The sequence below is a fragment of the Oceanicola sp. D3 genome (assembly GCF_006351965.1).
GTDB lineage: Bacteria > Pseudomonadota > Alphaproteobacteria > Rhodobacterales > Rhodobacteraceae > Vannielia.
On record NZ_CP040932.1, the window covers coordinates 3,214,783 to 3,235,895 of the forward strand.

Annotated in this window: 18 protein-coding genes; 13 read left to right on the forward strand and 5 right to left on the reverse strand. The window is 67.8% G+C overall.

The window, feature by feature from the left end; all coding sequences use genetic code 11:
* The first annotated feature begins 81 nt into the window (after positions 1–81).
* The gene (locus FHY55_RS16080) at positions 82–1,089 is read left to right on the forward strand and encodes a LacI family DNA-binding transcriptional regulator (RefSeq protein WP_140015150.1); all 1,008 of its coding nucleotides are present in this window, start codon (positions 82–84) and stop codon (positions 1,087–1,089) included.
* 16 nt (positions 1,090–1,105) lie between these two features.
* On the opposite strand, the gene FHY55_RS16085 is transcribed toward FHY55_RS16080, so the two are convergent.
* Positions 1,106–2,752, reverse strand: coding sequence for a sulfatase-like hydrolase/transferase (locus tag FHY55_RS16085; protein WP_140015151.1), 1,647 nt, complete (start codon positions 2,750–2,752; stop codon positions 1,106–1,108).
* Complete coding sequence (locus tag FHY55_RS16090; protein ID WP_168223033.1) at positions 2,749–3,258, reverse strand: MarR family winged helix-turn-helix transcriptional regulator; 510 nt, start codon at positions 3,256–3,258, stop codon at positions 2,749–2,751. Before FHY55_RS16090 ends, FHY55_RS16085 begins: the two co-directional genes overlap by 4 nt.
* 139 nt (positions 3,259–3,397) lie before the next feature.
* On the opposite strand from FHY55_RS16090, the gene FHY55_RS16095 reads away from it, so the two are divergent.
* Both FHY55_RS16095 and FHY55_RS16100 read left to right on the forward strand, forming a co-directional pair.
* On the forward strand, positions 3,398–4,450 hold the full coding sequence (locus FHY55_RS16095; RefSeq protein ID WP_140015153.1) for a TAXI family TRAP transporter solute-binding subunit: 1,053 nt from the start codon (positions 3,398–3,400) through the stop codon (positions 4,448–4,450).
* 66 nt (positions 4,451–4,516) lie between these two features.
* Positions 4,517–6,817: a TRAP transporter fused permease subunit gene (locus tag FHY55_RS16100; protein ID WP_140015154.1), complete on the forward strand. Its 2,301-nt coding sequence runs from the start codon at positions 4,517–4,519 to the stop codon at positions 6,815–6,817.
* On the opposite strand, the gene FHY55_RS16105 is transcribed toward FHY55_RS16100, so the two are convergent.
* Complete coding sequence (locus FHY55_RS16105; protein ID WP_140015155.1) at positions 6,814–7,653, reverse strand: 3-keto-5-aminohexanoate cleavage protein; 840 nt, start codon at positions 7,651–7,653, stop codon at positions 6,814–6,816. The two genes, FHY55_RS16100 and FHY55_RS16105, sit on opposite strands and share 4 nt — an antisense overlap.
* A 192-nt stretch (positions 7,654–7,845) precedes the next feature.
* Between FHY55_RS16105 and FHY55_RS16110 the strand changes: the two genes are divergently transcribed.
* Both FHY55_RS16110 and FHY55_RS16115 read left to right on the forward strand, forming a co-directional pair.
* The gene (locus FHY55_RS16110) at positions 7,846–8,757 is read left to right on the forward strand and encodes a hypothetical protein (protein ID WP_140015156.1); all 912 of its coding nucleotides are present in this window, start codon (positions 7,846–7,848) and stop codon (positions 8,755–8,757) included.
* A gap of 45 nt (positions 8,758–8,802) precedes the next feature.
* The gene (locus FHY55_RS16115; RefSeq protein WP_140015157.1) at positions 8,803–9,702 is read left to right on the forward strand and encodes a hypothetical protein; all 900 of its coding nucleotides are present in this window, start codon (positions 8,803–8,805) and stop codon (positions 9,700–9,702) included.
* Here the strand turns inward: FHY55_RS16115 and FHY55_RS16120 are convergent.
* Positions 9,699–11,681, reverse strand: a complete 1,983-nt coding sequence (locus FHY55_RS16120) for an ATP-binding protein (RefSeq protein ID WP_140015158.1) — start codon at positions 11,679–11,681, stop codon at positions 9,699–9,701. The two genes, FHY55_RS16115 and FHY55_RS16120, sit on opposite strands and share 4 nt — an antisense overlap.
* Before the next feature lie 16 nt (positions 11,682–11,697).
* On the opposite strand from FHY55_RS16120, the gene FHY55_RS16125 reads away from it, so the two are divergent.
* The 7 genes from FHY55_RS16125 (at position 11,698) to FHY55_RS16155 (ending at position 17,679) form a co-directional block, all read left to right on the forward strand.
* Positions 11,698–12,354, forward strand: coding sequence for a response regulator transcription factor (locus FHY55_RS16125; RefSeq protein ID WP_140015159.1), 657 nt, complete (start codon positions 11,698–11,700; stop codon positions 12,352–12,354).
* Between the two features lie 16 nt (positions 12,355–12,370).
* A complete protein-coding gene (locus FHY55_RS16130; protein WP_140015160.1) occupies positions 12,371–12,949 on the forward strand; it encodes a hypothetical protein in 579 nt (192 codons plus the stop codon).
* A gap of 1 nt (position 12,950) precedes the next feature.
* Positions 12,951–13,298, forward strand: coding sequence for an EF-hand domain-containing protein (locus FHY55_RS16135; RefSeq protein ID WP_140015161.1), 348 nt, complete (start codon positions 12,951–12,953; stop codon positions 13,296–13,298).
* A 212-nt stretch (positions 13,299–13,510) separates the two neighbouring features.
* Positions 13,511–14,503: an imelysin family protein gene (locus FHY55_RS16140; protein WP_140015162.1), complete on the forward strand. Its 993-nt coding sequence runs from the start codon at positions 13,511–13,513 to the stop codon at positions 14,501–14,503.
* A gap of 31 nt (positions 14,504–14,534) precedes the next feature.
* Positions 14,535–15,623 carry a DUF1513 domain-containing protein gene (locus FHY55_RS16145; RefSeq protein ID WP_140015163.1) on the forward strand — a complete coding sequence of 363 codons (1,089 nt, stop codon included), beginning with the start codon at positions 14,535–14,537 and terminating at the stop codon, positions 15,621–15,623.
* 71 nt (positions 15,624–15,694) lie between these two features.
* On the forward strand, positions 15,695–16,309 hold the full coding sequence (locus tag FHY55_RS16150) for an ImuA family protein (protein WP_168223034.1): 615 nt from the start codon (positions 15,695–15,697) through the stop codon (positions 16,307–16,309).
* Between the two features lie 149 nt (positions 16,310–16,458).
* Positions 16,459–17,679 (forward strand): MFS transporter, encoded by a 1,221-nt coding sequence (locus FHY55_RS16155; RefSeq protein ID WP_140015164.1) that lies wholly within the window; start codon positions 16,459–16,461, stop codon positions 17,677–17,679.
* A 30-nt stretch (positions 17,680–17,709) separates the two neighbouring features.
* On the opposite strand, the gene FHY55_RS16160 is transcribed toward FHY55_RS16155, so the two are convergent.
* Positions 17,710–19,062 (reverse strand): MATE family efflux transporter, encoded by a 1,353-nt coding sequence (locus FHY55_RS16160; protein ID WP_140015165.1) that lies wholly within the window; start codon positions 19,060–19,062, stop codon positions 17,710–17,712.
* 175 nt (positions 19,063–19,237) lie between these two features.
* On the opposite strand from FHY55_RS16160, the gene metG reads away from it, so the two are divergent.
* On the forward strand, positions 19,238–20,956 hold the full coding sequence (metG, locus tag FHY55_RS16165; protein WP_140015166.1) for a methionine--tRNA ligase: 1,719 nt from the start codon (positions 19,238–19,240) through the stop codon (positions 20,954–20,956).
* Positions 20,957–21,113: the final 157 nt, after the last annotated feature.

The following is a 21,113-nucleotide window of genomic DNA, read 5'->3' on the forward strand; positions in this document are numbered from 1 at the left end:
ATGGTGTAGCCTCAACCAACGCCACGCTTCCGGGTCGCACGCGATTCCAAGCACTTCACCGATGAGAGGCTCAGCAACACGATGAAGGATCAGGACGGTTCAATCACGGCAGACGACGTTGCCGCCCTTGCCGGCGTCTCCCGCTGGACCGTGAACCGGGCCTTCAAGAAGGATGCCTCGATCTCCGCCAAATCGCGGGAAAAGGTGATGAAAGCCGCCGAAACGCTCGGCTATGTTCCCGACCTTCTGGCAACCAGCCTCGCCACAGACCGCACCCATCTTGTGGCGCTCCTCGTCGATGATTTCGCCAACCCGCACAAGCTGGTGATGATGGAACGGCTGACGCGCATCTTGCGCCAAAGCGGCTATGACACCCTGCTGGTGAACACCAGCGACGAGAAAGACGCCTCCGCCGCCCTCCTCAACGCCAGCCAGAGGCGTGTCGATGCCGCGGTGCTGATCGGCGTCAGCTTCAATGACCAAAGCCTCGAAACCGCGCTCGGGGCCCGAAGGGTCAAAAAGCTCATCGTGTTTGCCCGAATGTCGAGAAACGACAATACGATCTCGATCCTCTGCGATGATCGCGCGGCGATGACAGCGCTCACCCAGCACGTCTTTTCGGCGGGCTATCGCAACCCCCATTTCATCGCCGGTCCGCAAACCCAGTCGGCCCACCTTCAGCGCAAGGACACCTTCCTTTCGCTATGGCAAGACATCACCGGCCAGCGCCCCGCCTTTGCCTCGGTCGAGCGGTATGATCCGAGAATGGCCTATGACCTTGTGACCGAACTCTTTCGCAACAAGCCAAGGTCAGAGCTGCCGGATGTTCTGGTCTGCGAGAACGACGCGCTGGCGATGGGCGCGATCGACGCGATCCGCTACGAGCTGGGCCTGCGCGTGCCAGAAGACATCGCCATCACCGGGTTCGATGACGTGCCCCAGGCCTCCAGCCCGCACTATGAACTTACAACCTATCGCCAGCCGCTGACCGAGATGGCCCATGCCTTGGTTGAGGTGCTCGAAGGCAAGAAACCCGCCAAGAAGATGAACGCCTTTATCGGCCACCTCGTCCCGCGCAAAAGCGCCTAGGCACCGCGCGCCAGCGTCAGGGCCGCCCCATCGGCTTGAGGTCGTCAAAGGCCTTCCCCGTCGCCTGCTCATATTCCGCCTCATCCCAAAACCCGATCAGGATCCCGGAGTCCGCGGCGCGCTTCTGGCGGGCCAGCACCTCTGGCGTGGCGGTGATCCGCGTGTGGTGCCGCGTGGCCCATGTCAGCAAGGCGGCTTCAAGCCTCGCGCGCACCTCCACATGCTCGGCGGCCTCAGACGCGCCCAGATCCGTCAGCTCCTGCGGGTCCGTCTCCAGATCAAACAGCACCGGGCGGAAGCCCTCGCAGCGGATGTATTTCCACCGCCCGTCAAAGATCATCGTGGTGTGGGCCTCTTCCTGCGGCTGCTCCAGCGTGCGGGCCATATCCGACCAGTGATAATCATGCTCGCTGATCGCATAGCGCCGCGAAAATCCATCGGTGCCGTGCAACAGCGGCGTCAGGTCACGGCCCTCGATCACATGCGGCTTGGCCGGGCAGCCCAGCGCGTTCATGAAGGTGGGGGCGAGGTCGATCATCTCCACCAGCTCATCGCTGACCGTGCCGCGCGTGGCCTCCGCTCCGGGGCGCGGATCGCAGATGATGAGCGGCACCTTCACCGCCATCTCGTGGTAGAAGTCCTTATCCCCCATCCAGTGGTCGCCCATGTAATCGCCATGGTCCGAGGTGACGACAACAATGGTGTTCTCGCTGCGCCCGGTCTCATCCATCCACGCAAACAGTCGCCCCAAATTGTCATCCAACTGCTTGATAAGCCCCATGTAGGCCGGGATGACATGCTCGCGCACATGGTCGCGCGAGAAGCTCTTGCACACCCGCGCCTTGTGGTAGGCGGCCACCAGCGGGTGATCCGTCGCCAGCTCCTCCTCGGATCGCACCGGCGGGATGATGTGCTCGGGGCCATACATGTCGTGGTAGGGCGCGGGCACGATGTAGGGCCAATGCGGCTTGATGTAGCTCAGGTGGCACATCCACGGGCGGCCATCGGCATCGGCCTCCTTCATGAAGGCCATCGCGCGGTCGGTCATATAGGCGGTTTCGGAGTGTTCTTCGGGCACATTCGCCGCGAGGCGCGAGTTCTTCAGCAGCCAGGCCGAAAGCAGCTCACCATCGTCATCGACGCCCGAGTTGGCGAAGTCTTCCCAAGGGTTCTCGCTCTCAAAGCCATGGGCCACGAGGTAGTCATCATAGGCCGACCAGTTCTGCCGTGGGCTGTCGGGGTGCAGCCCGTCATCACGCTCGAAAGGCTCAAAGCCGCATTCGCCCCGGCGCACGCCGATCTCGCTCTTCGGGTCGATGCCGAGCCACGCCATGCCCTCGGCGTCTGCGGTCATATGGGTCTTGCCCACCAACACCGCCCGCGCCCCCGCCTTGCGCAGATGGTCGCCCAGCGTGGGCTCGCCAATACGAAGCGGCATCCCGTTCCAGGTGGAGCCGTGAGAGCGCACATAGCGCCCGGTGTAGGCGCTCATCCGTGAGGGGCCACAAACCGGCGATTGCACATAGGCGTTGTTGAAACGCACGCCGCGCGCCGCCAGCGCGTCGATATGGGGCGTGTGCAGATGCGGGTGGCCGTAACAGCTCAGATAGTCGAAACGCAGCTGGTCAGCCATGATCCAGAGCACGTTGGGGCGGTCACTCATTGCGCCATGTCCTTCTTCAAAATCTCATCTGCGGGCGTGCGCAAAAACGCCTCCACCCTGTCGAGCAGCGCAATGAACTGGCGCGTCTCCTCTTCCCCCAGCACCTCGCGCAACGCCGCGCGGCGCAGCGCCATGACAGGCGCGGCCTCCTCATAGGCGGCGCGGCCCTCCGGCGTGATCTCCACGATCGTCTGCCGCTTGTCCTGCGTGGCGCGCGCCATGTTTACCAAGCCCTTGCGCTTCATCTCCGGCAGGGCGCGGCTGAGAAGCGAGTGATCGGCCCGCTGGATCGCGGCAAGGTCTCGGATCGTCATCGGCCCCGCCTCGCACAGATCCCAAAGCACCCGCCACTCCACGATCGAGATGCCGCCACCGATCTGAAGAAAACGCTGCCCCTGCTTGCGCGAGGCCGCGTAAACAGCCGGGAGGCGCGAGAAGATGTTCAGCTCTTCATGCGCGCGCCTGTCCCGAATCCGCTCGGGGTCGATCTTTTCCGGGTCACTCATCTGTCTCCTCCACGGCTCTGATAAAGCCCGAAAAATAAATGCGTGACAAGTCATATATTTTTTGCCAGTCTCAGAGCAGCCCCCAAAAGGGCACTCGTGCAAGCCGGGAGGTCGGCGCGACATCAAGGGAGGATATCTGATGAAAAAAACGCTTCTGGGCGCCGCGCTGGCGCTTGCACCGCTTGCCGCATCTGCGCAGGCCACGCTGACCGCCGAAACCACCACCCCGGGTTCCACGCCCCATTACATCGACAGCACGCTGGCCGCTGTGCTCGACAGCGCGGGCGTTGCGACGCTGCAAATCACCGAAGGCGCCACCCTCACCAATTCGGTGCAGGCCGTGGCCGAGGGCCGGCTCGATATGGCCCCCGCCCCGCTGATCCTGCCCTTCCTGCTCTCCAAGGGCATCGGCCCCTATGCCGGTGTCGGCCCCGAAAAGGGCGCAGAGCTCGCCGCGAACATCCGCGTGATCTTCTTTAACGCAGGCTCGGCGCAGATGCTCGGCTACTACAACAACAACCCGATCGAAGACATTCGCAACCTCGAAGGCAAGCGCATCTGGAACGGCCCGCCCCGCGGCGCGGCGCTCACCTCCGGGCGCGCGATGATCCAGCTGCTCTCCGGCCTCAAGGACGGTGAAGGCTACGAAGGTATCCAGACGCCCTGGCCCGATACCGTGTCCACCATCACCGGCGGCGGCGCCGACGCTTGGACCATCCCCGAAGGCCTGCCCTCGGGCCGCGAAATCGCGCTGGCCGCCGTGGGCGGCATCACCATCCATGATGTTCCCTCCGACCTGCTCGCCAGCGAGCTCGGCCAGCAGATCCTCGCCGCACCGGGCCATGCGCCCTATTCCGTGCCGGTCGAAGATTTCCGCGCCGCCTATGACGGCAATGACATTACCATCGTCACCGATGATGATACCTTCGACAGCTTCGCCACCGCATTCGGCCAGATCGTGCCCGCCGGGCTCGACGAGCAACTCGTCTACGACATCACCAAGGCCTACCTCGAAGGTCAGGATCGCTTCATCAAGGGCTCGCCGCGCGGCCCCTACGCGATGATGAGCTTCGGCGATATCGACGGCGTCAGCCAAGGTGCCTGTGGCGCGGTGCAGATCAAGATGCACCCCGGCGCCATCCGCGCCTTCGAAGACGCAGGTCACACCATCGCAGACTGCCTGCGCCCCTGATCCGCACTCACACTCCCGCGTGGCCGGGCTCCCGGCCACGCCCCTGCCCCCAAATGGCCCGGTGACATGACCAACCCTTCCCTGACGCGTCCGCTCGGACAGCGCATTGCGCTGGTTCTTGCCCTGCTCCTCGTGATCGTCGGCATGATCAACACCATGCCCGAAATCGCCGGCCTGCAAGATTGGGCCCGCGACGTCACCGGCCGCCCGTTCTTCCGCGTGTCGGGCTTTGCGCCCGAGTTTTTCTACCCGCCGGTCTTTCTGGTGATGATGCTCATCGTGGCGCTCGATTCCAGCGTCTACCGGGCCTGGAAGCAAGACAAACCGCATCTGGCATGGCTGGGCCTTCTGCTCGATGCCGGTCTGATCCTCGCCGCCTTCCTCGGGGCGCTTGGCTACCTGGTCGAGCTCGACTCGGTCTGCCTCTTCGATCAGATCAGCGGCGAGCGCGCCCGGCTGATGCAGGAGGCGGCAGAACGCTCCGCAGGGGTGATCCCGGGCATCTCGCTGGAGGCCGAAGTGCCTGCCTGTCAGGCCCGTTTCGGCATCTGGACGATCCCGCTGCTCTTCACCATCATCACGCTGTTCTTCCTCTATAACGTCCGGGTCTGGGGCCTGCCGCTGGTGATCGTCGCCAGCGTCGTGGTGGTCTACACCGTTGGCACCGCGCTGATCTGGGTGTTTGACCTCTCGTCCAACAACTTCCTGCTCACCAAACTGGGCGCCGACGGCGGCGATGTGGTTGCGGCAGCGGTGCAGAAGGCCACCAATGTCTTCATCTCTCCAGACGGCTTCATGGGCCGCTTCATGGATATCGTCGTCAATCAGGTCTTTCCCTATGTGATCCTCGGCGCGCTCTTCGGCACATCGGCGGGGGGCACCTCGCTGATCAAGCTGGCGGTGCGCACCACAAGCCGCCTGCGCGGCGGCCCGGCCCATGCGGCTGTGGTCTCCTCGGCCATGTTCGGCACCATCACCGGCGGGCCGGTGACCAATGTGCTGTCCACCGGGCGGCTGACCATTCCGATGATGCAGCGCAACGGTTTCTCACCGCAATTCGCAGGCGGGGTCGAGGCAGCGGCCTCCTCCGGCGGGCAGATCATGCCGCCGGTGATGGGCGTTGCCGCCTTCGTGCTCGTCGCGCTGACGGCGGTGCCCTACACCAAGGTCATCACCGCCGCCTTCCTGCCCGCGCTCTGCTTCTTCTTCTCGATCTTCCTCGCGGTGATGTTTCAGGCCCGGCGCGACCGGGTAGAGCCAATGCGCGACATCCCCGAAGATCTGGTGATGAACCGGCAAGACTGGCTGAATCTCATCATCATCTTCGTGCCGATCCTCACCATCCTCTTCCTGCTGCTCGGCAACAAGGACGCGGTGGACGGCGGGCTGCTCGCCACGATCCTTCCCGCAGGCGTCACCCAGACGATCAAGAACGCCACCGGCGATGCCGTCTCGGCAGGCTGGTGGGCGGTGATCGTGCTGCTGCCGCTGCTCTTCCTCGATCCCGGCACCCGCGCCGCGCCGCGCCGCGTGCTGGTCTCGCTGGCCGATGGCGGCATCCTGCTGTCGCGCCTCTTCCTGCTGCTCTTCGCGGTGTCGATCATCGCCGCCTTCCTCAACGAAAGCGGCCTGACCGGCGAGCTGACCCGTGCCGTCACCACATGGCTGGAAAACGCCCAGCAGATCAGCCTCTTCGGCTTCGAGATCAAGATCGTCGGCGGCGTCTACCTGATGCTCGCGCTCACCTGCGCGATGTTCTGTGCCATCCTTCTGGGCATGGGCATGCCCACGGTGCCCGCCTACGTCAACGTGGCGCTGCTGCTCGGCCCCCTGTTGGCCAACCTCGGGGTGAGCTTCTTCACCGCGCATATGTTCGTCTTCTACTTCGCCGTGGCCTCGGCCATCACCCCGCCCGTGGCGATTGCCGCCTTCGCCGCCGCCTCGATCACCCGCACTGAGCCAATGCGCACCGGCATCGCCGCCGTGCGCGTCGGGATCGTCATGTTCACCATCCCCTTCATCTTCGCGTGGTATCCCGAGCTGCTGCTGATCGAAGAGGCGGTGACCATCACCGACGACACCGGCCGCAAGGCCCTGATCGAAGGCTACAGCAGCACGGTGGACTGGGGCGCACTCGCCGTGCTCGGCCTGCGTCTGGTCCTCGCGCTCTACCTCATCGCCTCGGCGCTGGCCCGGTTTGACCGTGGCCCAATGCCGCGCTGGGAGATCGCCCTGCGCCTGCTGGCAGCAGTGCTGGTGCTCTGGAAGACCCCGGTGATCATGTCGGTCGGCCTCGCCCTCGCCGCCGCGCTGGTGGTGCTGCACACCCTCACCGCCCGGCGGCAGGCGGCCAGCGCCGCCGCCTAGGCCGCAGCGGCGCGCAGCCCCAGTATCTCGCGCGCCTGCTGCCAGCTGGCCACGGGGCGCTCGTACTTGTCACAAATCTCCACCGTCCGCCGCACGAGGGCGGCGTTGGAGGGGGCGAGCGTGGTCTTGTCGAGGCGCACGTTGTCTTCCAGCCCGGTGCGGGCATGGCCGCCCGCCGCGATGGCCCAGTCGTTCAGCACAATCTGGTTGCGGCCAATCCCGGCAGCGCACCACTCGGTGCCGGGGGCAAGCCGCTCGACGGTGCGGATGTAGTAGTCAAACACATCCCGATCCACTGGCATCGCGTTTTTCACCCCCATCACGAACTGGATATAAAGTTTCCCCGGCAGCTGCCCGGCCTCGTGCAGCGCAACGGCGCGGTGGATATGCGACAGATCGAAGGCCTCGATCTCGGGGGTGATCTCATATCGGGTCATCTCGGCGGCCAGCCAATCCACCAGATCGGGCGGGTTCTCGTAGACCCGCGTCGGAAAGTTGTTGGAGCCCACCGTAAGCGAGGCCATCTCGGGCCGCAGTGGCAGCATCCCGCCCCGCGCCTGCCCCGCGCCAGAGCGCCCGCCGGTCGAGAATTGCACGATCATCCCTGGGCAATGCGCCCTCAACCCCTCCTGAAGCCGGGCAAAGCGCTCCGGATCAGAGCTGGGCGACCCATCCGGCATCCGCACATGACAATGGGCAATCGCCGCCCCCGCCTCAAAGGCCTCATGGGTCGATTCCACCTGCTCCTCGATGCTGATCGGCACCGCCGGGTTGTCGGACTTCTGCGCAACGCTGCCGGTGATGGCAACGCAGATGATGCAAGGCTTCTGGGTCATTCGCTTTCCTCCCCGAGCACCTAAGACGCCATCCACCCGCAGGGCAAGGCCCGCTGGCTATGGGCGCGCACGGCCCCGCGCCCTGCTGCGCCCTGCGAATGGGGTATTGGCCCCATGCCGCCAAGCCCCCGGCTCAGGCAGGTTGATGTCATCGCAACGCAAACCACAGCCCCAGCCCCGGAGGACAGCCCAATGAAAACCCTTCTCAAAACCGCCCTGATCCTCGTCGCCCTCGGGCTCGCCTTCTGCGCCCTCTCCCCCGCCTCCCGCGCCGAGGCCAAAAGCTGCGGCGGCAACGGCCAGCAGGCCTGCGCGCTGGAAACCCCCGCCACCCCGCAGTGCGGCGCATGGCTGCACGAGCTGGGCGGCACCTGCCGCCCCTGCGGCAGCGCCGGGCTGGCCGCCTGCGAGCGCCCGAGCAACGCGATGTCCTGCCGCGCCGGGCTGGCCAACCACTTCGGGCGCTGCGTGGTGCCGGGCGAAGGCAGCGCACGCCCCGCCAAGCTCGATCTCGGCCAGATCTTCGGCGGCAACCGCGCCGACAAGATCCGCTGGGCCGCCACCCAGTATCTGAACGTCATCGAAGACGCCGCCACCGAGTTGCGCGCCACCCTGCCCGGCCAGCGCGATGCCTCCGCCCTCGTCGCCGCGCTGGAAACCCGCAACGGCGCGGCCGTCAAGCGCATCCTCGCCGCCAACCCCGAGTTCCGCGCCAGCCTCGATACGCTCAAGCGCATGGGCTTCAACACCATCACCATCGGCCTGCAAAGCCGCGTCGGCGAGAGCACCCTGCAAGAAACCGGCTACTCCATCGACCTCGATTTCGCCTGGGCGCCCCGCCTGTACACCACCGCCGCCATCGGCGCAGCCACCGATCTGGCAGGCGAGGAAGAGCTGGTCTTCTCAGTCCTCAAGCCCGGCAACACCCGGATCGGCGGCGCGGTCTACGGCACCGTCACCACCCTGCCCGCCAGCAACGCCCCGGTCGCCATGTGGTTCTCCGATGCTCCCTTCGATTTCACCGGCTTCTCGCTCGGCCTCGGTGTCGATGCGATGTGGGCCGGCGGCGCGGTCAGCTACGCCACCACGAAACTCTGGCACTAAAGCCCCCCGCCGCCCATCATGGCACCGCAACCGAAAGGACAGCCCATGCCCCGCCTCGCCGCCCCTCTCGCCCTCTGCCTCGCCCCGCTCGCCTTCACCCTCTGCCTCTGCCTCGCCGCCGCCCCCGCCGGGGCGGCTGGCCCGTCCGATCTCACCGCCCTGCGCGATGCCGCAGCGCCCGGTGAATGCACGGCAGACGGCCCCGCCCGCAGTCAGCCCTTCGCAGGCGGCACCCTGCACGCCGTGCCCTGCCGCGCCACCGCCCATGACCAGCTCTCGGTGCTGATCCTCGAGCGCGAAGGCACCCTCCAGCCCCTCTTCTTCGCCAACCCCGACTTCCAGTTTCAATATGCCGCCGACGGCGCGCTGGATTGGCGCAACCCGCAATGGGGCGGCGTGCTCGTCTCCCCCGTGGTCTCCACCTTCAACGCCGATGCCACCACCGGCACCATCACCGTGTCTTCCATGATCGCGCCGGGCCTCGGCCAAGGGGCCTTCGTTTACGAGCATGCCTTGGGTGATTTCGGCGTCACGCTGGAGCGGGCCGTGGCCAGCTTCGACAGCGGCGAAGAGGTGGTGCTCTGGCCCCCCGCCGCGCCGTCACTGATGGAAGAGATCGGCCTGGCCCACAGCCTCGACGGCTTCACCGAAGAGCCCGCGCCCGATACCCTTCTCACCGATCCGCTCGACATCGCGGGCGTCATCCGCCCGGACTTTCCCAGCGCAGAAGAAGGCCGCCCCCGGCTGGCCCTGTCTTTCGAGCAGCGGGGCGATCGCATCGCCGCCAACCTGCTCGATCACGGCTGGGCGGATGACTCCGTGGCCGGCAGGGCCTGGCGCGTGCTGATGGTGCGCGACGGTGCGGGCTGGCGCATCACCGGGCTGGGCAGCGCCAACATCTGCGGGCGCGGCGGCGCAAGGGTCACAACCGGCCTTTGTCCCTAACCCTCAAGCCACAGCGTAAAGCAGGTGCCGCGCCCGGGCTCTGACCGCACCTCCAGCCTCAGCCCGTTGGCGCGCGCCAGCTCAAAGCACACCGAAAGCCCCAGCCCGTGCCCGGTCGAGGCCGCGCCCTTGGCATAGGCCTCGCTGAACTGCGCCACCTCCGCCGCGCTCATCCCCTGCCCGGTATCCGCCACCACCAGCCGCAACCCGCCACCGCGCCGCACCCCCACCACCACCCGGCCCTCGGTGGTGTATTTGATCGCGTTGGAGACAAGGTTGGTGACAATGCGCATCAGCGCCAGCGGCGGCACCGTCACCTCTGCCGAACTCTCCGCCACCCGCAGCAACACCCCCTTGCTCGCCGCCTCCCCCTCAAACATCTGCCGCACCGTGCCCAGCGGCACCGAAAGCGGATAGGCCTCGGCCTCCCCCACCGGTTCGAGGACGCCCTCCTCTTCGCCCCCCTCCGGCACGCTCTCATCCACATAGCCCGTGGCCAGCGAGGCGAGGTAATCAAACGCCTCATTCAACCGCGCCTTCACATCCGGCTTCATCTCTGCGGCCAGCGTGTCGAAGGTCATCCTCAGCGACATCAGCGGTTGCCGCAAATCATGCGAGGCCGTGGCAAGCTGGCGCTGGCGCAGCGCAGCCAAGTCGCGGGCGCGGGTGTAGTTGCGCTCGGCCTCCAGCAGCTCCCGGCTGCGCTCCGCCTCGGCCTCCAGCGCCTCCACCCGCGCCTCCACCGCGCTCAAATGGCGGCGGCGCAGCGCAATCACATTGGCCGTCAGCGTCGTCATCGTGGCCAGCAGCATGAAGAAAAACACCGCGCGGATCGCCAGCGGCGCATCCAGCCACGCCTCGCCCAGCCCGGTAACGATCAACACAATCGCGCCCACAGCCCCGGCAGTGGCCAGCCGCGCCAGCAGCACCGCGCCCACCGGCGGTGTAAGCCCGGTGCCCTGCGCCGCGCGGGCCGAGAAGATGTTGCACCCCAGCATGAGCGCAATCAGCCCATAGGCCAAAAACGCCGTGCCCTGCCCCGGCGACACGAGAGAAATGGCAAACCCCGCCAGCGAAACAAGCGCCAGCGCCAAAACCACCCGCCCCGCACGCGGCGCCTTCGCCCCAATCCCGGCCCCCGCAATCAAAAAGCCCGCCCCCGAGATCGCAAAGAGCATCCCGAAGCCCACGGTCGATTGCCACTCCGGATGCTGCGGATAGAAAAACCGCCAAAACAGCCCGTCCATCACCGCGACAAGCCCAAGGAATGCGGCAAACATCGCCGAGTTCATCGCGCCCGTCCAACTGCCCATCGCCACCTGAAAGCCGAAAAAGAAGACAAGGCAGGCAATGGCGAAGGCATAAAAGGCCGTCAGCCCGATGCCCCAAAGAAAGCTCGCTTGGGCAAGGTGCTCCGGGCTATGCAACTCCATCCCGAAGGTCGGAAAAGGCCCGGTCTGCACATGGGCCAGCAGCGTCACCGTTTCGCCCGGCGCAAGGGCAAAGGCGGGCGCGCGCAGCCGGGTGACAGCATGATCGAGCGGGTCGAAGGGGGCGAAGATGGAGTAATCCATCAGGTTTTCCGTCAGCCCGTCCTCGCGGATCAGAAACAGCCGCACACCGCTGACAACCGGCGCATCGAAGGTGAGGATAAAGCTGTCAGGCGGTCGCCCGTCCAGCGGGGCGGCATTGGTGATCGTGACGCCCGCCCATGTCTCTGGCGAGTAGCCGGGCCCGTAAGAGGTGGTCACCCGCTCAATGCCAAACGCCCCCGCCTCCCATTGCGCAAGCGCCTCGCTCACCTCGGTTTCCAGCGAGGCCCAATAGCGCAGCGCAGGCGTCACCTCGGCGCTCTGCACGCCCGGCGCCAGCACCACCCCCTCCGCCCGCGCCATCGCCCCGCCCAGCAGAATGCAGGCCAGAAGCACGAAAAGTCTGGGGAAATTCCGACAGGCGTGGCAGGTTTCGGGCAAGGGCATTCAAAGGAACGGATTGATGAAAGAGCGTGGAGCCTACCATGCGGTTGTCGCGGACGATCATGCAATAGTCCGCAGCGGATTGCGCTCCGCGCTAGAAACCCCGGGCCATATCGAAGAACGCGGCATCACCGTGGTCGCAGAGGCCGAAAACGGGCTGGAGGCCATCGCCGCCTGCCGCGCCCACCGCCCCGACCTGCTGCTGCTCGACGTGCAAATGCCGATGGCGGGCGGCGTGGAGGTGGTGGTGGAGGTGCAACGCTGGAGCCCCGACACCCGCATCGTCGTGCTCACCGGCGTCAGCGCCGTCGGCATCGTGGCGTCTCTGGTCGAGAGCGGCGTGCACGGGCTGTTTTCCAAGGGTGACGACAACTCCGAGCTCTACGCCAAGCTGCCCGGCATCCTGCGCGGCCAACGCCACATCGCGGCGCGCTTCATGGAGGTGCTAAAGGACAAGCCCGCAGGCGAGCAGCTCACCGGGCGCGAGCGCCAGATCCTCAACATGATCATCGCCGGCCACTCCAACAAGGAAATCGCCGGTCACCTCGGCATTTCCGCCAAGACCGTCGACAAGCACCGCACCTCGATGATGCAAAAGCTCGATGTGCATTCGGTGCCGCAACTCATGGCCTTCGCCCTGCGCGAAGGGCTGGTGGACCCGTCAGCTGAGCTCTGAATGGGGTGTTCCCCCCATGGGGCCGGTCGGCCCCGGCGGCTACCTTGAGGCCAAGCGCTGCACCCCGCCGCGCCAAGCCCGAGGAGCCGCCGCCGTGCCCCTGTCAAAGACCATCCTCCTGCTGCGTCTGCTCGTGGCCCTGACCCTGCCGGACGAGGCCTATGCCGAGCCGCCGGGGTTGGCGGCGAGCAGGCTGCAAAGCGCGGCTGGCGATATCGTGGTGATGTCAGAGGCGGCCCGCCCTGATTGCACCTCCGCGCCCTGCCCGCCCCGCATCTGCCTCGAAAACCCCGCCAGCAACCACGGCCCCAAGGGCCTCAGCAACCGCCGCACGCCCCCACCCGACCTGCTCGTCGCCCCCGGCTCCAGCGCCTGCCTCCTGCTGGCCGCCGTGCGCCAAACGCTGGTGCTCTGGCGGCAGGGCGAGGGCCGGCAGATGGTGCCCGCGCTGCTCGCCCCGCTGGACTTGCGCAACAAGGCCGGGCACATCATCTTTCTGACATGGACAGCCGAGGCCCCCCGCCCAGAAAACGCCCCCCAAACCGGCCCGCAACAGCCGCCCCACCGCCCCGTTCCGGCCCCCAAGGAGCCCTGAGATGATCCGCCCCCGCACCCTCATGGTCTCCCCCCTGATCCTGCCCCTGTTGCTTCTGGTCCTGCTGCTGATCCTGCCTGCCCCGCCGCTGGTGGCACAGGGGGTGAACCCCTCGAAGGCAGAGGTAAACGCCTTCACCGGGGCCGACCGCAACAAGGACGGCATGCTCACACGCAAGGAGTTTCGCAGCTTCGTGCGCGCCATGGCCAAGGCCGGGCAATCCACCGCCAAAACCATCGTCACCTTCGGGGCCTACGGCTACGCCTTCCGCCGGGTGGACGCCAACCGCGACGGGCTGGCCTCCCCGGCAGAGCTGCGCGGCGCGGATGAGGCCTACAAACGCGAGTGAGCGCCCGCCATCCACTCATTCCACGGGGCTGGCGCATCCGGTTTTCCGCCTGCTAAGACTCCCCCAGCAGTCCCATCGTCTCCACCCGCACCCCGCGCTCAAGGACGAAACCGATACCCAGGAGCAGGCCCCGGCCCGCCTCCCCGGCAACAACCCGCGTCAAACACCACACGAGGGGGCCGGCCCGGCACGGCCCCCCGGAAAGGACAGACATGCGCCTCCTGATCGCCGCGCTCCTCCTCCTCCTCCTCGCCGCGCCGCCGCTCTCGGCGGGCGTGCCCGAGGCCATCGAAGGCCACATCCAGCCCCGTCACGCCGCCTTCGCCGAGGCCGCCTCCGCGCTGGATGAGGCCGCCCGCGCCGATTGCACCGCCGAGGCGCTGAAGCCCGCCTATCACGCCGCCTTTGACGGCTGGATCGGCGTGCAGCACCTCGCGCTCGGCCCCTTGCAAGAGATCGGCGGCCCCCTCGCGCTGGAGTTCTGGCCCGATGCCAAGGGCTTCACCGCCCGCCAACTCTCCCTGCTCACCAAGGCGGCAGACCCGGCCACCACCACGCCCGAAGGCTTCGCCCAGCAATCCGTGGCTGTGCAGGGTTTCATGGCGCTGGAGCGGATGCTCTACGACGACACCTTCACCGGCTATGCCCCCGGCAGCTATTCCTGCGCGCTGGTGCAGGCCATCGCCCATGACATCGCCGCCAAGGCGCAAAACCTGCAGGCGGGCTGGCCCGGTGCCGCCGATGCGCTGCTGACGGCAGGGGCCGAGGGCAACAGCGCCTACCTCACCCCCGCCGAGGCCGCGCAGGCGCTCTTCACCGCGCTGATCACCGGCATCGAATACAACGACGACGCCCGCCTCGCCCGCCCGCTCGGCTCGCTCGAACGGCCCCGCCCCACCCGCGCCGAAGCCTGGCGCTCGGGCCGATCCCAGCGCAACCTCGCCCTCTCGCTGGCAGCGCTGGACGAGTTCGCGCACCTGCTCGCCGATGGCACCGCCAGCGAAACCGCATCGCTCTTCGATGACGCGCAAGGCTGGCTCGCCAAGCTCGATGAGCCCGCCTTCGCCGGTGTCGCAGATCCTGTCGCCCGGATGGGGATCGAAAGCCTCACCTCCTACCTCGACCTGCTGAAAGAAACCGCCGCCGCCGAAATTGGCGCGCATCTGAACGTCGGCCAGGGCTTCAACGCGCTCGACGGCGACTGACCGGCCCATTCCCCACCCGCCGGAGGCTCCCATGCTCCCCCGTCGCCAGTTCCTCGCAGGCCTCGCCGCCGCCGCCTCTCTGCCCCGCAGCTCATGGGCCGATGCAGGCGCGCCCGCCTACCTTGCCGCCGCGCGTGACCCGTCCGGCGCCTACTGCCTCTGTGGCCTCTCCCCCGCCGGGGCGCTGCGCTTTCGCATCCCGCTCCCCGACCGGGGCCATGCCGCCGCCGCCCACCCCACACGCCCCTTTGCGGTTGCCTTCGCCCGCCGTCCCGGCCGCTTTGCACTGGTGATCGACTGCGCCACCGGCCAGCAAACCGCGCGGCTGGAGGCCCCAAACGGGCGGCATTTCTACGGCCACGGGGCCTTCCTCCACGGCGGCACCCTGCTCGCCACCTCCGAAAACGACTATGCGGCAGGCCGGGGTGTCATCGGCCTCTGGGCTCCTGACGAGGGCTATGCCCGCATTGGCGAAGTGCCCTCCGGCGGGATCGGCCCGCATGAAATCCTCACCCTGCCGGGCGACGAAACCCTGCTGGTCGCCAACGGCGGGCTGCAAACCCACCCCGACCACAGCCGCAGGGTGCTGAACCTCACCGACATGCGCCCCAACCTCGCCGTGGTCTCCCCCGACCGCGGGCCGCTGACGGTCTCCGAGCTGCCCTCCGAACTGGCCGCCAACTCCATCCGCCACCTCGCCCTGCGCCCCGATGGGCTGGCGGGCTTTGCCATGCAGTGGCAACGCGACGTGGTCGAACCGGTGCCGCTGCTGGGCCTCTGGCAGGCCGGGGCTGCGCTACGGCTCTGCACGGCCCCGCCGCTGCGGGCGCTGGCGATGGAAGGCTACGCAGGTTCGGTCGCCTTCTCGGGAGACGGGGCCTTCGTCGGCATCACCTCGCCGCGCGGCGGCGAGGTGCAACTCTTCAACGCCGAGACGGCAGCTCTCGTCGCCCATTGGCGGCGGGCCGACATCTGCGGTCTGGCCCCCTCTGGCGCAGGGTTTCTGGCCTCCGACGGCATGGGCGGGCTGTTCCAGCTCTCTGCCACCGGCACGGCGCAGCTGCTCGCCCGCCATGATGCGGCGTGGGACAATCACCTCGTCCCGCTCCGCCACCTCTAAGCGCCGAGGGCCGGCCCAAGCCCCGTGGCACAGGGCTTTACGGAACAAATAGCGAACATTATAGTGCCGCCATGCCCCATGACCCGCTCTCTCACATGCCCCACCGGCCCCGCCGCCTCTGCGAAATCACCGGAGAGTTCGCGCTGGCCACGGGGCGGGTGCACGAGTTTTGCGGCTCCGCCCGCCGCACGCTGGCGCTGGCGGTGGCAGGGCGGCTTTCGGGGCCAGTGCTCTGGATCACCCCGGGCTGGCAGGACGCCGGGTTTTGCGGCGAAGGCGTGGTGCGCTGGATTGATCCGGGGCGGCTTCTGGTGGTGCGAGCCCGGCGCCCGATGGAGATGCTCTGGTGCATGGAAGAGGCGCTGCGCTCGGGCGCGGTTCCGCTGGTGGTCACAGAACTGGACGCGCCACCGGCGATGGTCCCGGTGCGGCGGCTGCACCTCGCGGCGGGCGAGCCGGAAGGCCCCGCGCCGCTGGGGCTGATCCTGACCCCCGGCAAGGGCGGCGCGCCCGGAATCGAAAGCCGCTGGCACGCCGCCCCCGCTCATGGCCGGGGCCTCACCCGCTGGCAGCTGCGGCGGCTGCGCGCCCGCATGGCCCCGCCCGCCGCATGGCACCTCGCCCAGCCCGCCCCCCGCGCCGCGCTCACGCTGAGCCCGCTCACCGCACTGAAAGAAACCGCTTAGGGCAGCTCTCGCCCCGCCAGTGCCTCCACGCAAACCAAGCCGCCGCAACCGCAGCCACCGCCGCAGCACCACACAGCCTGCCGCAAAAAACGACACCCCCCGTCGCCCCCAAGCCGGCCCGCCCCGCCCAGCGGGGCTACTCCACCCCCATGCGCCTCCTGCTCTCCTTCGCCCCGCTGCTCGCCTCTGTGGCCCTGCTCCAGCTCTCCTCGGGCGGGCTCGGGCCGATGGACGCGCTCTCGGGGCTGACGCTGGGCTTCTCCACCGGCGAAATCGGCCTGCTCGGCTCGGCCCATTTCACCGGCTTCTTCCTCGGCTGCTGGTGGGCACCCCGGCTCATGGGCTCTGTCGGCCACGCCCGCGCCTTCGCCGCCTTCACCGCGCTGGGGGCCATCGGGCTGCTGGCCCACATGCTGCTCACCACCCCCTGGGCCTGGGCCGGAATGCGGGTGGCCTCGGGCCTCTGCATCGCCGGTTGCTACACCGTCATCGAAGCCTGGCTTCAGGCGCGGGTGACCAACGCCACCCGGGGCCGCGCGATGGGCAGCTACCGGCTGGTCGACATGGGCGGCTCGCTGCTCGCCCAGTTGCTCGTTGGCATGCTGGAGCCCGCCACCTATGCCGCCTACACCCTGCTGGCGATCCTCTGCTGCGCCGCCCTGCTGCCGCTGACACTCACCACCACCGCCCAGCCCGCCACGCCCGCCGCACCCCGGCTGCGCCCCGCGCTCGCCTTCACCCGCTCCCCGCTGGCCGGGGCGGCGGTGCTGGCCGCCGGGCTCACCTCGGGCAGCTTCCGCACCGTCGGCCCGGTCTATGGCCAGGCCGTGGGGCTCGCGCCCGAGCAGATCGGCCTGTTTCTCGCCATCTGGATCGGCGGCGGTGCACTGGCGCAATGGCCCGCAGGCTGGCTCGCAGACCGCTATGACAGGCGCTGGGTGCTCATCGCCCTCTCCATCGCCTCCACGCTGGCCTGCCTCGCCACCATCGCCACCTCCGGCTCCACCGCCGCCATCCTCGCCACGGCGGCCATCTTCGGGGCCGCCAGCTTCCCGATCTACTCGGTCGCCGCCGCCCACGCGCACGATTGGGCGTCGGATGACGAACGGGTCGAGCTTTCCGCCGCGCTGATGTTCGCCTTCGCCGCCGGGGCCATCGCCGCGCCCCTCACCGCCTCATGGCTGATGGCCGCCACCGGCCCCGCCGCGCTGTTCTGGCTCATCGCCGCCGCCCATGTGGCCCTCGCCGTGATCGGCACCTTCCGGATGCGCGCGCGCCCGACCAGCGCCGAGCGCACCCCCTACGTCTACGCCCCGCGCACCAGCTTCCTGATCGGCCTGCTCACCGGGCGGCAGCGCAAGGACCCGTAGCGCCGGCCCCACCCCGCCATCCCCGCAGCCTCACCCCGAGACAGCCAGCAGCCCCTGCCCCCGGCGCAGCGCGCGCCGCCACAGCACCGTGACGCACAGCGCCACCATCGCCACATCCGCAATCGGCGGGGCCATCCACAGCCCGCGCTCGTCGAGGGCCAGCGGCAGGGTCAGCGACAGCGGGATCATCAGCAGATACACCCGCGACAGCCCCAGCAGCGCCGCCCGCCGCGCATCGCCAATGGCCTGAAAGAAGGTCGACACCATGCTGACCGGGCCAACCAGAACGTAAAGCGCGAGGATCACCGGCAGAATACCCGCAAGCGCCGCCTGCACCGCCGCGTCCTCGGTAAAGACCGCGCCCAGCGTGCCACGCGCCGCGATCAGCCCCAACTCGATGACCGCGCAATAGACGAGGGCCGCCACCATCGCCCGGCGCAACGCCCCGTTGGCCCGCGCGGGCAGCCCGGCGCCATGGCAGGTGCCGGCAATCGCCTGAAGCGCCTGCCCCAGCCCCAGCATGCCCAGAAAGGCAAAGGCCATCACCCGCAGGTAAATCCCGTAGGCCGCAATCAGCGCCTCTGTCCCGGTCCCGTCCAGCAGGCGCAGCATTGCCACCACAGCCCCGCTGCTCAGCGCGATCCCCAGAAAGCTCAGGCTCTGCGGCGCACCCAGCGCCAGCATCTCGCCCCAGCGTGCCCGGGCGGGCCGGGGCAGCGCCAGCACCAGCCGCCCCCGCGCCCTGAGCCAGAGCACCACCAGCACAGCCGCCCCCTGCGCCGCCAGCGTGGCCAGTGCCGAGCCCGCGACGCCCCAGCCGAAGACAGCGATGAAGAGCCAGTCCATCACCCCGTTGCCCAGCGTCACGGTGAGCGACATCCCCGCCATGAAGGGCACCCGCCCCTCCACCCGCAGCGCATCTGTCTGCAGCGTCAGCACCAGCCCGATCAGCCCGCCGCCGCCCAGAATGGCAATGTAACGCCAGCCCATCCCCGCCAGTGCCGCGTCGCCATCGGCCAGAAGCCGCACCAGCCCCGGCCCGGCCAGCGTACCCAGTGCGCAGACCCCTAGCCAGATCGCCAGCGCCAGCCCATGCGCCCCGCCAAAGGCCCGCGCCGCGCCGCTCTCGTCACCCGCCCCCAACGCCCGCGCCACCACCGAGGCCATGCCGCTTGAGACAAGTGTGCCCAGCGCCGCCAGCAGCATCACCGCCGGAAACACCAGCGTCACCGCCGCCAGCGCCTCGGCCCCCACGTAGCGGCCCAGAAAGATCGCATCGACCACGCTGAGCAGCCCATGCAGCATCATCACCATCGAGATTGGCAGCGCAGTGCGCAGCAGGAGCGGCCAAAGGGGGGCGGAGAGGTAGGGCGAGTCTGTCATATTTTTACCCGGGTATAAATTTGCCCCCCCCCTTTAGGCCTCACCCCGTAGCCCGTCAAGCCCGCGCGTGGCCAAACGGGGGCGGGCGGGTGGGCCGTTTGGCCGCGCGCGGGCGTTGCTCCCCACGCTTCCCTGCTGTAACCCTCCGCCCAACCCAGCACACGAAGGCCGTTCCATGCCACGCACGCTCATCACTTCCGCCATTCCCTACATCAATGGCATCAAACACCTCGGCAACCTCGTCGGCTCCCAGCTCCCGGCCGATCTCTACGCCCGCTATTGCCGGGCGCGCGGCGACGAGGTGCTGTTTCTCTGCTCAACCGACGAGCACGGCACCCCCGCCGAGCTGGCCGCCGCCAAGGCCGGCAAGCCGGTGGCCGAGTTCTGCGCCGAGATGCACGCGGTGCAGGCCGAGATCGGCAAGGGATTCGGCCTCTCCTTCGACCACTTCGGCCGCTCCTCCTCGCCGCAAAACCACCGCCTCACCCAGCACTTCGCCGGCGCGCTGGCCGAGAACGGTCTGATCGAGGAAGTTTCCGAAAAGCAGGTCTATTCCAACGCCGATGGCCGCTTCCTGCCGGATCGCTACATCGAGGGCACCTGCCCCAACTGCGGCTATGACAAGGCCCGCGGCGACCAATGCGAAAACTGCACCAAGCAGCTCGACCCGACAGACCTGATCGAACCCCGCTCCGCCATCTCCGGCTCCACCGACCTTGAAGTGCGCGAAACCAAGCACCTCTACCTGCGCCAGCGGAGCCTGCGCGACGACCTTTCCAAATGGATCGACAGCAAAACCGATTGGCCCATCCTCACCACCTCCATCGCCAAGAAGTGGCTGAACGACGGCGACGGCCTGCAAGACCGGGGCATCACCCGTGATCTCGACTGGGGCATCCCGGTGCGCCGCGGGCAAGAGCCTTGGCCGGGCATGGAAGGCAAGGTCTTCTACGTCTGGTTCGACGCGCCGATCGAATACATCGCCTGCGCGGCCGAATGGTCCGACGCCAACGGCACCGAGGATGAGGCCTGGTGGAAGTGGTGGCGCACCGACGAGGGCGCCGATGATGTCCGCTACGTCCAGTTCATGGGCAAAGACAACGTGCCCTTCCACACCCTCTCCTTCCCCGCCACCATCCTCGGCTCCGGCGAGCCGTGGAAGCTGGTCGACTACATCAAATCGTTCAACTACCTGAACTACGAAGGCGGCCAATTCTCCACGAGCCAAGGCCGCGGCGTGTTTCAGGATCAGGCGCTGGAGATCCTCCCCGCCGACTACTGGCGCTGGTGGCTGCTCTCCCACGCCCCCGAAACCAACGATACCGAATTCACTTGGGAGACCTTCCAGCAGGATGTGAACAAGGATCTCGCCGACGTGCTGGGCAACTTCGTTTCCCGCGTCACCAAGTTCTGCCGCTCCAAATGGGGCGAAGAGGTGCCCGCCGGGGGCGCGCTTTCCGAGCGGGGCGCCGCGCTGATCGACGACCTGCAAGGCAAGTTTGCCGAGTATACCGCCCAGATGGACGCCATCGAAGTCCGCCGCGCGGCCTCCACCCTCCGCTCGATCTGGGTGGCGGGCAATGAATTTCTGCAAGCGGCAGCCCCCTGGACCACCTTCAAGGAAGATCCCGAGGCCGCAGCCGCAGACATCCGCCTCGCGCTCAACCTCATCCGCCTCTACGCGGTGCTCTCGGCCCCCTTCATCCCCTTCACCGCCCAGCGGATGCTGGCAGACATGGGCACGGATGACAGCTCATGGCCGGGCGACCTTTCCGCCGCGCTTACAAGGCTGAAACCGGGGCATGGCTTCACCGTTCCCGATGTGCTCTTCGCCAAGATCGCCGACGAAGAGCGCGAAGATTGGGCCGCCCGGTTTTCCGGCACACGCAGCTGAGTATCGCGCCATATGACACTTAAGTCGTAAGAAAACCGGCTTTTCGCGCCCGATTTCAGCATTAAATCGTGAAAAACTGGCAGACTCGCTTGATTTGGGGGGCAAAGCAGCGTGCACTGACCACGGGGGGCAGGGCTCGTGGGCAGAATATGATGCA